This is a genomic window from Cupriavidus sp. SK-3, assembly GCF_000611145.1.
Taxonomy (GTDB): Bacteria; Pseudomonadota; Gammaproteobacteria; order Burkholderiales; family Burkholderiaceae; genus Cupriavidus.
The window spans coordinates 1-14,224 of the sequence record NZ_JFJV02000118.1; the positions used below are offsets into that span (position 1 = coordinate 1).

Below are 14,224 nucleotides of genomic sequence, written 5' to 3' on the forward strand. Positions count from 1 at the left end.
TGCGTTTCGTGAGGGACAATTTCGGGCACGCGTCCATCTCGACCACCAGTGCCTACCTGCACACGGAGGACGACGCGCGGCATGCGGCCACGCAGGAACGCCACCGGATCGGGTGGACACGCGAAGGGTGACGCGTCGCCCTCGCCAGGATTCCTCGGTTTTCCGAGGCTACGCGGCTACGTGGGCGGCAAGGTGAATCGCGAGGGACGGCTACAATCTCATCTCGCTTTTAATGGCTGGGCATGATGGGCTTCCAACAACTGGCAAAGCAGGCGAAGGCCGCGCCACCGGCCAAGACGCGTCGTGCATCCCCGAAGGTTCCGGCCCGCCCTGCGAAACCCGTTAAGCCTGTCGATCCGGTACTGCAAGCCATCGCGAAGCTGCCAAGGCCAGGACACCCATTTATCTACACCCGAGGCAGCCGCTTCTGCGCGCCCGGATACTCTGGGTCATACCCCATGGAGCGTTACCTATCCCAGGAATGCAAAAACGCGATGGCATGGGGGTTGGGAAGCCTGGCCACCCGCCCCGGGGAGAGCCCGTTGCCCTCCCCTGTGCTCCGGGGACGGGCCGCCTGCGGCGACACTGCGAGAAATGACCAAGGCCGCAAACGAGGCCACACCAGCCAGCCGATGCGCCAAGGCAGCGAAGAATCACGCGCCCAAGTGTAGCGATCAAGATCGGCATCTTCGAGGATTTCGTCCAGCACGCGCAGGAACTTGCCCTGATGGAGCCGGTATTGCGCGACGCGAGCCGGACTTGGTGCCGCGGCACCCGCTACTGGACCCGCCTGGTGGGAGGTGTCCCGCGCGTGGATCTGGTGGACGCTCCTGGCCATGATACGACCCGCGAGCGCGAGCGGTGCATGCGGGGCGTCAGCGACCGTAAACGCACGCAGCCACTCCTTTCGGGCTTCGGTCCGATCCACCCGCACTTTGCCCTGAAACGGCATCTGCCGCGCACATCGCGCCATCGCAAACAGCTCGCCGCTCAATTCGCGGCCTGGCGCGAATGCACTGAAGTCGCCCAAGATCCGTCAATGTCAGCCGGGAACGGGATATTATTCCAAGGCACTGCGCGCAGTGTTTTTGCCAGGACAAGCACTGTAGAGAGGTTTCCCAATAAGCTAACAAGGAAAGCGGCGATATGGAGATGAAACACTTTGCAGCCACCGTCGCCGTCTTGGCTGCCGGTAGTGCGTATGCCCAGTCCAGCGTGACACTGTATGGCCTGATTGACGTTGGCATCGAATACCAAAACCACCAACCCGGCGGCGACCATGGCGTGACGCGCATGACCTCCGGCAACCTGGCAGGCAGCCGTTGGGGCCTGCGCGGCGTGGAAGACCTGGGAGGTGGCCTGAAGGGTGTCTTCGTGCTGGAAAACGGCTTCACGGTGGACGACGGCAAGTCATCCTTCGCAGGCCGCCTGTTTGGTCGCCAGGCCTATGTTGGCCTGCAGAACAATTGGAACGCCCTGACCCTGGGCCGACATCAGACGCCGTTCCATGATTTCAACGTTGACTTCGACCCGATGGCCGTCAGCACCAACTACTCGATCCTTGGGCAGGACTCCGCTTTCGGCGGCCGTGCCGATAACTCGGTCAAGTACGTCGGCACCTACAGTGGCCTGTCCGCCAAGGCCCTGTACAGCTTTGGCGCGAACACCGGCGCCGGCGCCTCTGGTGAAGTCCCCGGCAGCCCGAGGATCGGGCGCGAGTACAGTGCCAGCCTGACCTACGCTGCGGGCCCCTTCGCTGTCGGCGCCATCTACGACTCAACCAATCCCGGCGCGGCCGCGACCGGTCCCCTGACGGAGGCCGAAATCCGCCGCGCCGGCCTGGCCGGCTCGTACTCCATCGGCCCCGCCAAGGCCTACGCCGGATATCGTTGGGCCAAGGCGCTCGGTGGCGCCACGCTCCCGGGTAATCTCGGCGCTAACAACGTCTCTAATCTGTACTGGCTGGGTCTGCGCTATCAGCTGATCCCGGCATTGTCCCTGACCGGCGTTGCCTACTTCCAGGACTTCCGGGGCACCAAGGCGGATCCGTGGAGCTTCGTGGCATCGGCTGACTATGCGCTGTCCAAGCGTACCGATGCCTACTTGAACCTCGGTTACACCAAGAACAAGGATGGCTCGAATTTAGGCCTGACCGCAGGTGGCACCGGCGCCATTCAGGGGACCGGCTTCGGCACGGTTTCCGGCTCGGAAAACCAGTTCGGTGCCGTGCTTGGCATCCGTCACAAGTTCTAGCAGCCTGGCCCGTCAGTCTTGATCAGGGGGCGAGGATCGCGTCATGGTTGAACGCGCCGCCTCGCAGGTTTTCACGCCAGCACCAGCCTGGCCGGCCACCGCTGGCGGCATAGCGCCGCCAGCAGCAGTACCGGCAGCAGGACACACCAGAAGCTGACGGCAGCGAACGCCAGCGCGCCCAGCACGGCTCCGGCAGCAAAGCCCGCCACAGCGGGCAACATCTTGCGCAAGCGCACGTGGATCGCACCTGCCTGCTCAGGCCCGGCCGACGACAAATCGACCAGGTCGATCACGATCTGGGTAGTATTACCGGTCATGATCGTGGTAGGCCCCAGGTCGGCCAGCGCGGTACGGGACAATGCGTTCTGAATGCCCATCGCCACCACGGCCAGCATGCCGGTGAGCGTTGCCCACCAGGAGCCGGCACTGAGGCCCGCTCCGCCGCTCGCCCACAATCCCGCGCCCACAAAAAGCAGCAAGAATACGCATTCGATGGCAAGCAGCAAGGCCACCGCCGGAAGCTGGCGCTGCGCGAGTCGCGACTCTAGCAGGCGCGCTGTCGCAACCGCTCCCACAAAAGCCGGCAGCGCAAGGAGCTTGGTCGCCAGCCCCTCGGCGCTTCCAGTCAGTTCCACCCCGATCATGATGAAGTTGCCGGTCACATGCGCCGTGAAGAGCCCGAAGAGGGAAATGAAGCCAACCACGTCCACAAAGCCCGCAACAAATGACAGCACGCAGCCATGCACACTGCCGTTGATGTGCCGGTGATTCTCCGGCAACGACGGGCTCCCGGCTTCCTTCATCGGCTTGTCACTGCCAGCGCCTGCGCCACGGTTTTCCATCAACGCGAGACGTCATCCCGTCCGGCAGTGCCATCGCGCCGGGTGCCTCCGGCCTCTGCGACAACTTCTGCGGCAACTTCGGGCGGCGCACCCGAAATCTTGGGCACGCATTCCTTGCGGAACCAGGCCACGGTGACCGGCTCACCGGCTATCACGCGCTTGACCGTCGGCACGACCTGTTCGCCGATCAGCATGCCAAGCAGGCCGAGCAGCGCAATTGCCGGTGGCGCGGGCGAACGCACTTGCAGCAGGGCGTAGATGATGCCGACGAGGATCCCCGCTCCGAACGACACGATATAGAGCTTCATTTCAGTCTCCCTGTTCGAATCCCTGCGCGCCGAGACGGCGCAGGTCATGCCAGGCCACCAGGACGAAGCCGCCCGCCAGCCCGATGTGTTCGAAGAAGGCGTTCTCCACCATCATCCGCTCGGGCATTGGCAAATTCCAGAATGCGTTGGCGAGGAACGACGCCAACACGGTGAACGCCGCCAGCGCCAGCGCACCGAGCCAGCGCCCAAATCCCGTCAGTATCATCGTCGAAGCCCCAAGTTCCAGGGCAATGACCAGAGCCGCCATCGGCGCTGCAGGCGCCAAGCCAAAATGGTGCATTTCGGCGATGGCCGCCGTGAAATCCAGCGCCTTGGTCAGCCCACCCTGCAGGTAGGCGGCGCACAGGGCCAGCAGCGCCAGCCACCGGACCGCAGGTGTGGCCACACGGGCCAGCACGGCACCCGCCGCTGCATGAGGGTCTGTCATACGCTCGGGCATCGTCTCCTCCCTTCTTCTCATCAGAATGCCCAGCAGGAGCAGCCAAGCGCGCCCCAGAATTGCCGATGATCTGAAACCGGAACCTGCGCAGCCCAGGCGGCCGCATGGGCATGGCCATGCACGCCGCAACGGCTCGCGCAGCCGCACATTGCGCTGAGCGACGCAGCAGGCTGACCACCCTGGCGGCGCGCTTGGTACCCTCCATATGTCCGCACCGGCGACCAGTCCGGCATGGCAGCAGGCATTTTGGGAGCCAGTTTGCTGAAGTCGCCATCGCCATAGACCACCTTGCCGCCAAGCAAGGTCAATACGGAGGTAATGTCCTGAATCTCATCACCGGGCACGTGCAGATAATCGGCCGACAGCACTGCCAGATCGGCAAGCTGCCCGGCCTGGATGCGGCCTTTCTTACCTTCTTCGCTGGAAAACCAGGTATTGGCCTCGGTCCACAGCCGGAGCGCGGTCTCGCGGTCGAGCAGGTTGGCCTGCGGATATAGCGACAGGCCGCCAAGCGTCTTGCCAGTGGTCAGCCAGGAAAGCGACACCCACGGGTTGTACGAGGCGACGCGTGTAGCGTCCGTGCCGGCCCCCACCTTGATGCCACGCTCGAGCATCTTCTTGATCGGCGGCGTGTGCTCTGCCGGTTTTGCACCGTATCGCTCGACAAAATATTCGCCCTGATAAGCCATGCGGTGCTGCACCGCAATGCCACCGCCCAGTGCCGCGATGCGGTCCATATTGCGGTCGGTGATCGTCTCGGCGTGGTCGAAGAACCAGTGCAGGCCATCAAATGGCATGTCACGCGCGACTTTCTCGTAGACATCCAGCGCGCGAGAGATGGTCTCGTCATAGGTCGCATGCAGTCGCCATGGCCAGCGGTTTTCCACCAGCAGGCGAATCACGGGTTCCAGGTCGGTCTCCATCGACGTGGGCATTTCCGGTCGCGCCACGCGGAAGTCCTCGAAGTCGGCCGCGGTATAGACCAACATCTCGCCGGCACCATTCTGGCGATAGAGGTCGTCGCCCTGCCCCGGCCTGACCTTGGCGACCCAGGTGCGGAAGTCGTTGAGTTCGCCCCGCGGCTGCTGCGTAAAGAGGTTGTAAGCCAGCCGCACCGTGAGCAAACCCTCCTTGTGAAGTTCCTCGATCACGGCGTAGTCATCGGGATAGTTCTGGTAGCCTCCGCCGGCGTCGATCACGCCTGTCACACCAAGCCGGTTCACTTCGCGCATGAAATGCCGCGTCGAGTTCTTCTGGTACTCGGGCGGCAACTTGGGCCCCTTGGCCAGGGTCGCGTACAGGATGGTCGCGTTGGGCTGGGCCAGCAGCAAGCCCGTCGGGTTGCCCTGGGCGTCGCGCACAATCTCGCCGCCCGGAGGCTCGGGCGTGTCCTTGTTGTAGCCCACGGTGCGCAACGCGGCGCCGTTGAGCAGCGCCCGGTCGTAGAGATGCAGTATGAACACAGGCGTATCCGGCGCCACCGCGTTCAGCTCTTCAATGGTTGGGAGGCGTTTTTCGGCAAACTGATGTTCGGTGAAACCGCCCACCACGCGCACCCATTGCGGGGCCGGCGTGCGTGCAACCTGGTCCTTGAGCATGCGCATGGCTTCGGCCAGCGAGCGCACGCCGTCCCAGCGCAGTTCCATGTTGTAGTTCAGTCCGCCACGGATAATGTGCATGTGGCTGTCGATCAAGCCCGGAATCACGCGCCGGCCGCCGAGGTCGATCGTCGTCACGGCGTTGTCACCAAGAGCCATGACGTCCTGCTTGCTGCCCACGACCATGAACTTGCCGTTGCGGATACCGACGGCCTCTGCTTGCGGTTGTTGCGGATCCAGCGTGGTGAAACGTCCATTCACCAGGATCAGGTCGGGCTTGTCGGAGGGAGACATCGCAATAGCTCCTTCCGGCCGGGAGCCTCAGGCCCCGCCGCCGGAATCTGGATATCGAATGATTGCGGAAGACTGCAGGGATTACTTGGCCGGCACCGCAGGCACGATCTCGTGGCTACCGCTGGTGCGCTGCGGGGCCTTGTGCACCATCGTGTACGCGTAGTCCACGCCCATTCCATATGCGCCCGAATGTTCCCTGACCAGTGCCATCACCGCGTCATACGTGTCACGGCGTGCCCAGTCGCGCTGCCACTCGAGCAACACCTGCTGCCACGTCACGGGCACTACGCCGGCCTGGATCATGCGCTGCATGGCAAAGTCATGCGCATCCTTCGACGTGCCGCCCGAGGCGTCGGCCACCATGTAGATTTCGTACCCGCCCTCATCCATTGCACATAGTGCAAAGGTCATGTTGCAGACTTCGGTCCAAAGGCCTGAGACGACCACTTTCTTGCGGCCATTGGCAGCCAGCGCGTCACGCACCTTCTGGTCATCCCATGAGTTCATCGACGTGCGTTCCAGCAGCTTTTGCCCGGGAAAGACGTCGAGGAGTTCGGGATACGTGTAGCCGGAAAAGCTCTCTGTCTCCACGGTGGTAATGGTGGTCGGAATATTGAAGATCTTGGCCGCCTTGGCCAGGCCCACTACATTATTCTTCAGCACTTGCCGGTCAATCGACTGGACGCCGAAGGCCATCTGCGGCTGCTGGTCGATGAAGATAAGCTGACAGTTCTGCGGGGTCAGTACCTGAAGCTTCGGGTCACTCATGATGGTCTCCACGATGAGAAGGTCGACAGCAGCAAGCAACCGCCCCGCGCCGGCTGACGGGCACGGACATGGGCGAATTCGAGAGAAAGCGTCGACCAGGCACGCCTCACTACTATAGAAAGTCGCAACGATGGCGGCCCGCTTTTTTCAAGCTATGGCAACACCTTTGCGTCTTCGGGCAAACATGCGCTTCCGCTCGCGCTGGAGGCTTGACCCCGCCGGGGTGACCAGCATGATTACGCGCCATCGGCATTGCTGCAACACAACATTGCGAGAGCGGCATGACAAGCGTTGCGCAGATGGCTGTTCGGCTGGCCGATTCCCTGTGCTCCCACATTTCGGCTCGCGCTCCCGCCATGTTCCCTGGCAGGACCGGGCGGCTACCGCGGCGGCCGATTGCCCAGCAGTGTCACTGCCTCGATGCCCCAGCTCTGTCGGCAGGCTTCGTCGCAGGCACCAAGCGAGGCATCCACCGCCACCCGGATATCCGTCGCGGCGGCTGATGCGCGTTTGTAAGCGCCGTCCTCCCCGGCGGGAGGCGACGCCGTTACCAGCCCGGCGGCGAAGCCAAGCGCCAGCGCTGCGCAGGCGCCCGACAAACATGTGATGCGATCACCGACTTTCACGGCAATCTCCTCCCGGCCCATATCCCTCTCTCTGCCTCTGCCATGCTCCTGCATCGCTGCGCCGGCACAGTCTCATGACGCAAAGGTAGCCGCTGGAACGAATAACCTCCTCGTCCAGGCAGACTAGGGGCCATCCCGTACGCCCGTGCATGCCCCGGGAAGCCGGCGAAGTGCCAGGGCAACCGCCAGCTAGTCCCCATAAAGCCGCAGCAGCGGCCCAACGCCCCCCGGCAGGTCTACCGGCGCCAGCCGCGCAAAGCAGGCCCCAGAGGTACGCCGCCAGCAGCACGGCCTTGTCTCGCTCGCCCAACAGCCTGCCAAGTTCGTCGCACAGCGCCGTGGCACGGGCACGGATGCGGACTGTCGGGCGGCATAGCGAGCACCCAGGCGTGCAAGCGTGCTGCAGCAAACCGAGGACGATGCCCGCATAGCGCAGCACCGCCTCGTCCTGCAACATCGTCGCAAGCAAGCGCTCCAGATCCGGGCAGGCCAGGCCCCCGGCTTGGCGCGCTCTCGCTGTCAACGACGGGCGACAGGGGTAACGGACGAACCCGGACGGTAGCCATCCGTCAGCGTCTTGAGGAAGGCGACAAGATCACTCACTTCGGCATCCGAGAGCACTGGCTTCTCTCCGGGCTTGCCGCCGAATGGCGGTTCCATGTTGACGTTCGAGCGGTATTGGGGCAGCAAATCGTCAAATTTCTCGATCGTGCCATCGGGGCCGCGCGGATACCACTTCTGCGGCTTAGTGTCGCGCTGGGCATAGAAGCGGACGGCATCTTCCAGCGAGCGGATCGCGCCGTTGTGGAAGAACGTCTTGCGTAGCGCCACGTTGCGTAGCGACGGAGTGCGGAAAAGCCCGCAGTATTCGGGGTGTTGCTTCAGGTCGGTCCGGTCGGGGCCGCACAGGCCAAGGTCAAAGAAGGCTGGATCGGCATTGCCGGCCAGCGCGCGGTTGCGGGGCACGCCCACCGCAATGTGACCGAAGTCGGTAAAGGCAGGGAAGGCACCGTCTTCCTTGATGGCACTCGGGTGGCACGACGCACAGTTACCTTTGTTCGGATCGGAAAACAACTGCAGGCCGCGAGCTTCCCGCTGCGAAAGCTTGTCATGGCCGCGCAGGACCGCATCGTACTTGCTGTCGTATGGATAGAACTCCGACGGCGTTTCCTGGAACACCTCCAGAGCCATCAGGGCAGCGCGGAAGGCAGTGTCCTCGTCGTGGAGGATGTCCTTGCCGAAGATCTGGCGAAAGGTCTCCACGTGCTGGCCGTTGCGCAGCTTGGCGACCACGGCCGCCGGCGTGCCATTGGCCATCTCGTGCGCCGACAGTAGCGGGATACGCGCCTGGTCGTGCAGGGAAGACGCGCGGCCGTCCCAGTTGTAGCCGCCAGTCGGGCCTTGGTCTTCGGCGTCGTTGCCGTCGTTCTCATGAAAGTGCTCGGAGAACGGCGGCACATTTTGCAGGTAACGCAATGACGGCGCGGCGCGTACACCGGTGCGCTGCATGTTCGCCCCTCCCAACTGCACAGCGAGGTCGTTGGGCGGGCCATAGGCATGGCTGGGGCTATGGCAGCTTGCACAGGCCAGCTTGCCGGAGGCGGACAACGTCGGGTCAAAGAACAGCGCCTTGCCAAGCGCCGCCATGGCTGGCACCGACGGGCGGCGCGTCGCCATCATCGTATAGAAGGCCTTTTCATAGGCCGGCGTGGATGCCGGATGCGCCTGCGCGATAGGCGGTGTCGATGCCGCCGCCTTCGCCTTGGTGGGCTCGCCACGCCCGCAAGCGCACAGCCCAAAAAGGACAAATGCCAGAACGGTGATTTCGCGGACAGTCGCGGCAGACAGGAAACGGCGCATCGGCGTCAGGCGGAAATTTTTGAGCTTGTGAAAGTAGCATGACCTGCATGACATTTTCGTGTCGTCACACCGACGCCCCGACTTTCACTGGAGGGTTTTCATTTCGGTAAATGTCTTAAAACAGGCATCTCATAATTCGCATCTAGCGACATGCAGACATTAATGTGAATGTTCCTGAAACTGTTTTGCAGCCTCGTTTTCCGGCCGATTCACCAAGCGCAAGGGGACTTCATTTTTGAGTAGGTTTTGGTCATCAATTCGTCATGCAGGAAGCCCAAACTCGCGCTCGCTTTCACTCCTCCAACAATAAACCTGGGAAATCATGAGCCGATCGTTCCGTCTTCTGCCGCTGACCGCACTAGTCGCAGCTGGCATGTCTGCCTGCGGTGGCAGCGATTCGACAAGCATTACGCCCGCAGCCACCTCCGGTATCGTGACCGGCAGCTACTTCGAGCATGCCAAGGTCTGTCTCGATGCCAACAGCAACGGCAAGTGCGATGCCGGCGAGGCTAGCACTTATACCGACGCCAACGGCGCCTACACCCTGACTGGCCAAGGAGCCGTTACGGCGGAAATCGGCACCGATGCCTACCGTAACGATCCGGCCGCCGGCACCCATACTGCCATCATGCGTCCGCTGGTATTCCGCGCGCCCGCCGGCGCCAACGGCGTGATCAGTGCGATCTCGACCGAATTGGTTGCCCTGATGGAAAGCAACGGCGGGGATATCAACGCAGCCAAGGCAGCCCTGGCCACGCGCCTTGGCGTGACCGTCGACAAGTTGCTGGAGGACCATAACAAGGAGACCGATGCCAACACCAAGGCTGCGCTGCAGGCGGAGATTGACCAGACGATCGACCTGATTGCCGATGCGGTGAGCAATGGCGGCGACTTCGCCCAGGGCATCCGCGACGGCGTTGGCAAGCGCATGGCGCTTGCCAACAGCGTCAAGACCATCGTCGTCATCTATGCGGAGAACCGCGGGTTCGACAACCTCTACGGCCTGTTTCCGGGCGCCAACGGCATCCCGGGCGTGAACCCGACTTCCACCGGTACCGCTGCTGCGCAGAAGGATTTCGACGGTTCGGTGCTGCCCTCGCTGCCGCCCACCTGGGGAGGTCTGACCGCTGCCGGCCAATCCCCGGTCGTCACGCAGGCACAGACCACCGGCTGGGCCAACAAGCCCTTCCAGATCGACGATCCGGCTGGCGTGAACGGCACTGGCGTCGTAGTGCCGCAAAGCGTGATCACTCGCGATCTGGTGCACCGTTTCTACAACAACCAGATGCAGATTAACGGCGGTAAGAACGATTTGTTCACCGCATATTCGGATGCCGGTGGCCTGTCGATGGGCTACTACGACGGCAGCAAGATGTCCATGTGGAGCATAGCCAAGAGCTACGCCCTGGCTGACAATTTTTTCATGGGTGCTTTCGGCGGTTCGTTCCTGAACCACCAATACCTGATCTGCGCCTGCGCACCTACCTACCCGAACGCTGACGCAGCCAGCTCGCCGGCCAAGGCCAGCATCTCGGCGATCGACCTGGACACCAAGGGCAACTTCGTGCGACTGACCCCCGGCACTGGCAACCCGACCTCGGTGCTGAACAGCAAAGCTGTCTACTTGAACGACAGCACGCTCACGCCGAAGGACGCCTCGGGCATGTTCTACGCCGTCAACACCATGCAACCGCCGTATCAGCCTAGCGGCAACGCCGTCGCCAGCGGCAATGCCAATTACGCCGACCCGACCAAGGCGACGACCCTTCCGACGCAGTCGCAGACCACCATCGGCGACTTGTTGACGGGTAGGGGTGTGAACTGGGCCTGGTACGCGGGAGCCTGGAATGCGGCCATCGCCGACGCGCCCAACGCAACGCGCAGCGTGATCTACGCCGGCACGTCGCAGTTCCAGCCGCACCACCAGCCGTTCAACTACTACAACCGCTTTGACCCGGCCACCACGGCGGGCGCAGCGGAGCGTGCGGCTCACTTGAAGGACTACGACGCGGCCTTCCTGCAAGATGCAGCCGCCGGTAAGCTGCCCGCTGTCACGTTCTACAAGCCGCAGGGCAACCTGAACCAGCACCCGGGCTATGCCAACGTGGCCGACGGCGACGCCCATATCGCCAACGTGATCGCCCAACTGCAAAAGAGCCCACAGTGGAACAACATGGTGATCGTGGTGACGTATGACGAAAATGGTGGATTCTACGACCATGCAGCGGTACCGAAGGCTGACCGCTGGGGCCCAGGCACGCGCATCCCGGCGATTATCGTCTCGCCCTTTGCCAAGAAGAGTTTCGTCGACCACACCCAGTACGATACGGCTTCGGTACTGCGTCTGATCACGCACCGATATGCTCTTCCCACGCTCCCGGGACTGAAGCAGCGCGACGACGCACTATTGGCCAATGGATATAGGGCAATGGGAGACCTGACCAACGCGCTGGACTTTACGCAATCGAAGTAAGTACGCAACGCTATCGAGCAGGGTCGGGGGTCACTCCCTCGGCCCTCGCACATACATCGACGCTCCGGATTTGCCAAGCCTTCACGGATGACGGTGTAGACGGGGTTGAGCGTGAGTCGATCATAGGCGTGCCGGAGGTCGGCTGAGACAGCGATCATCATGCCGGCGTAGGTCGCCCTGATTTCCGCCGCGAGGCAATACGGTGAGAGTTCGATTTCGCTCGTTTCCAACTCATGCTGGATTCTCACCGCGGTAGCAGTCACACTCAGCACGTTATACGCGAGTTCCGACACGCCGAAGGCAAGAAGCGTGGCGCGTGGCTGACTCAACGAACGGATTTCACTGTTGGACACCGACTCGAGGCGGCGAAGCAGATTCTCGATGCTCCAGCGCCGCCGGTACAAGAGCGCGATTTCCTGGGCCGTGAGGTGCGAGGCCGGTACATTTCAGCAGGCGGATCACGGTGTCGCCGTCCTCGGTAGCGCGTGAACGCATGGCAGCAGCAAAATTGGAATTCGACCCCGGCTTGGGGATACGCATCAAAGACATCTTCCCGGAACTACCGTTCACGCCAGAATGGCTGGCTCAGGCCTGGTCTCTTTACGCGCGATTTGCGAGACCTTACAAACCAATGCCAGCACGTAATGAACTCACCTTCTTACTCTTCATACTCAGCCTCAAGGTTGGTTGGCCAATGCACACGCCATTCTCTCAGGAAGTTTGGGGACTGGCCATGAAGGATGGCACCGCGCGTGCACAGCAAATTTTGATGATTGTTTTCATTTTTCATGAGAAATCTGGCCGTTTGCCTCAACTGAATATCTGCTAGACGAAAGCACCCGCTGGCACGCTAGGCAAGACCAGTCTTGTAGTCTGAGCCCGGGGCACGTAGTGTCTCCACGACTACCGGGTGCAGCGGAACGGCACTCATTTTTTCCTCTTGCATCGTCATGCGAGCCAGGTAGAAGAATGGTAGCGAGGGATGCCCTCATGTACGGTCGGAGTTCACGGTCCAAACAGTGGCTCACCGCATACTGAAAAGGCAGACGATGAACGTAAAGAAGGAAGAAGAACTCGCACGCTGGAAAGGCAAGTGCCCGGTTTGTCGATGCACGACAGAAATCCGTTCAACGACCCCGGCGAGCGGGGGCAGGCTGGCAATACAAAGAAGATTCAATCAAGACGCCAAGCCGACAAAATGACTTACAAGCATGACAACCGAAGACCCGGCTGCGCGAACACGTGGCGCATCGATATCGTTTTGAATGCCGGCAGCGGCCATTCTTTAGGTGGGTGCAACGGATGTCCTCTTGTGTGGACGAGCTGCGCCCGGGAGCAGGTACCGCTCGCCCCCGATGTTCACAAAACCGCAACAATTTGGAGTTGGCGTGCCTACCCGGCACACAGGTACATACTCCGTTGGGGGGTAACGATTTTTGACACAATCCGTATCGGTGTGCCCCACCCAACAATCTCACTGACATCCGATAAAAAAGCGGCTGGCGCTTAGCAGGTTAGCACTCGCGCTTGGCGGCCATAGAATCTCTCCGCTTCCCTGGATAAACGGAATGATAAGACGCCATTCAGCGCGGGCCGAGCACCTCAGCCATAGCAGACTCAGGCATCCCTTGGCGTATATCTCGCCGCCCATTGGCATCGCGCCACAGGATTGCGGGGGATAACCGCTTACCGGCCTACTTCGAGCGCTCCGCTGCCGTCAGGTGAGCAAGACGCTCGGACAACGTGGCGGCGGACAATTCGCCGATGCGAACGTCAATCAATCGCCCCGCAGCATTGAACAGGTAGGTGGTTGGGAAGGCGACTTGTCCAAGGGAAGCAGCGGTGTGGCCCTGCGGGTCGAGAAGTAAATTGGACAGCACGAGTCCCTGCTCCGCGAGATAGCGGCTTACCTGCTGGGCATTCTCGCCCTGGTTGACAAAAACAAAGTTGATGTCCGGACGGTTCGCTTGTGCGTCGCGAAGGATTGGCATCTCGCGTCGGCATGGAGGACACCAACTGGCCCATAAATTGAGCACAGTCGGCCGTCCAGCGAAATGTGCCAGCACAACCGCCTCCCCCTGCAGCGAGGTCAGGGGATACTCTGGAAGCCCGCCTTCAGCGAGCTTGGCGGAATCCAGGCTGTGAACGAAGAGAGACCCCACGCCAAATACACTGAGGCTCGCCAGCATGGCAACAGCCAGCGGCTTGCGCAAAGCGGCATCGCGCAAGCCAAACCAAAGTGCCAGACCGCAGCCGACACCCAGGCCGGCGACCGGATTCCATCCGCCATCGCGAATGTCCAGGATGCTCAGCGGCGCGGCCAGATAGGCAGTGCGCCACTGCCAGACGAAGGCGAGGCGCGCGCTTAGCGCCCCGGCCAAAACAATGGCAACGACGCTCCTGTCAACATCGACCTTCGCACGGCGACCGAGCCACAGGGCAATGGTCTCACCAAGCAGGACAGCGGCGAGCACGACAACAACCGTTGGAGACAGCATGCTTTAGCGGGATAAGAATAGCGTGCGGCATCGTTCCCTGCGACCTGTCGCAGTAGCGAAACCAAAACTACGACGAATCAAGACTGCCATTGTTAGTCCACTAGCGCCGGCTGCGCCATCCACTCGCGACCTTTAAGCATCCCGTCCCAGTAAAGCGGCGGCAGGATGCGCTCTTTGAGAAGCCATGCAGCGCGAGACGGCTTGGTGCCATCAATGAGCCAGGCCGGGAAGCTGGGCGCAACCT

11 protein-coding genes and 5 pseudogenes are annotated in these 14,224 nt (G+C 62.0%); 6 read left to right on the forward strand and 10 right to left on the reverse strand.

The genetic code is table 11. From position 1 onward, the window contains the following. From CF70_RS37735 to CF70_RS12090, 4 genes and pseudogenes are all read left to right on the forward strand, one after another. Positions 1-131 (forward strand): annotated as a pseudogene (locus CF70_RS37735) (integrase); the annotation flags it as partial. 596 nt (positions 132-727) lie between these two features. Then, positions 728-799: pseudogene (locus CF70_RS37740) on the forward strand (prop effector); the annotation flags it as partial. A gap of 36 nt (positions 800-835) precedes the next feature. Further along, positions 836-1,039 (forward strand): annotated as a pseudogene (locus CF70_RS37745) (IS6 family transposase); the annotation flags it as partial. Positions 1,040-1,146: 107 nt separating this feature from the next. After that, a complete protein-coding gene (locus CF70_RS12090; RefSeq protein ID WP_035864609.1) occupies positions 1,147-2,253 on the forward strand; it encodes a porin in 1,107 nt (368 codons plus the stop codon). A 71-nt stretch (positions 2,254-2,324) separates the two neighbouring features. Here CF70_RS12090 and CF70_RS12095 read toward each other — a convergent pair whose 3' ends face one another. The 7 genes from CF70_RS12095 to CF70_RS12125 form a co-directional block, all read right to left on the reverse strand. After that, the gene (locus CF70_RS12095) at positions 2,325-3,095 is read right to left on the reverse strand and encodes a YoaK family protein (protein WP_235185014.1); all 771 of its coding nucleotides are present in this window, start codon (positions 3,093-3,095) and stop codon (positions 2,325-2,327) included. Further along, positions 3,095-3,403 carry a DUF1427 family protein gene (locus tag CF70_RS12100; RefSeq protein ID WP_035864614.1) on the reverse strand — a complete coding sequence of 103 codons (309 nt, stop codon included), beginning with the start codon at positions 3,401-3,403 and terminating at the stop codon, positions 3,095-3,097. Before CF70_RS12100 ends, CF70_RS12095 begins: the two co-directional genes overlap by 1 nt. A 1-nt stretch (position 3,404) precedes the next feature. Continuing rightward, entirely contained in the window at positions 3,405-3,863 is a 459-nt protein-coding gene (locus tag CF70_RS12105) for a DoxX family protein (RefSeq protein WP_414629447.1), read from the reverse strand. 20 nt (positions 3,864-3,883) lie between these two features. Further along, complete coding sequence (locus CF70_RS12110; RefSeq protein ID WP_035864615.1) at positions 3,884-5,755, reverse strand: amidohydrolase; 1,872 nt, start codon at positions 5,753-5,755, stop codon at positions 3,884-3,886. An 81-nt stretch (positions 5,756-5,836) separates the two neighbouring features. Continuing rightward, positions 5,837-6,523, reverse strand: coding sequence for a hydrolase (locus tag CF70_RS12115; RefSeq protein ID WP_035864618.1), 687 nt, complete (start codon positions 6,521-6,523; stop codon positions 5,837-5,839). Positions 6,524-6,903: 380 nt separating this feature from the next. Beyond that, entirely contained in the window at positions 6,904-7,149 is a 246-nt protein-coding gene (locus CF70_RS12120; protein WP_152561780.1) for a hypothetical protein, read from the reverse strand. A 519-nt stretch (positions 7,150-7,668) separates the two neighbouring features. Continuing rightward, positions 7,669-9,009, reverse strand: a complete 1,341-nt coding sequence (locus tag CF70_RS12125; protein ID WP_035864624.1) for a cytochrome-c peroxidase — start codon at positions 9,007-9,009, stop codon at positions 7,669-7,671. A gap of 322 nt (positions 9,010-9,331) precedes the next feature. Here CF70_RS12125 and acpA point away from each other — a divergent pair, with 322 nt between their 5' ends. Then, complete coding sequence (acpA, locus tag CF70_RS12130; RefSeq protein ID WP_035864626.1) at positions 9,332-11,482, forward strand: acid phosphatase; 2,151 nt, start codon at positions 9,332-9,334, stop codon at positions 11,480-11,482. Between the two features lie 284 nt (positions 11,483-11,766). On the opposite strand, the pseudogene CF70_RS38950 reads toward acpA, so the two are convergent. Then, a pseudogene (locus CF70_RS38950) lies at positions 11,767-11,916 on the reverse strand (transposase); the annotation flags it as partial. 59 nt (positions 11,917-11,975) lie between these two features. Between CF70_RS38950 and CF70_RS35930 the strand changes: the two are divergent. Further along, positions 11,976-12,311, forward strand: coding sequence for a hypothetical protein (locus CF70_RS35930; RefSeq protein WP_152561781.1), 336 nt, complete (start codon positions 11,976-11,978; stop codon positions 12,309-12,311). A gap of 865 nt (positions 12,312-13,176) precedes the next feature. Here CF70_RS35930 and CF70_RS12135 read toward each other — a convergent pair. Together CF70_RS12135 and CF70_RS37750 are read right to left on the reverse strand one after the other, a co-directional pair. Next, positions 13,177-13,980, reverse strand: coding sequence for a TlpA disulfide reductase family protein (locus CF70_RS12135; protein ID WP_035864627.1), 804 nt, complete (start codon positions 13,978-13,980; stop codon positions 13,177-13,179). Positions 13,981-14,072: 92 nt separating this feature from the next. Next, positions 14,073-14,224 (reverse strand): annotated as a pseudogene (locus CF70_RS37750) (pyridine nucleotide-disulfide oxidoreductase); the annotation flags it as partial.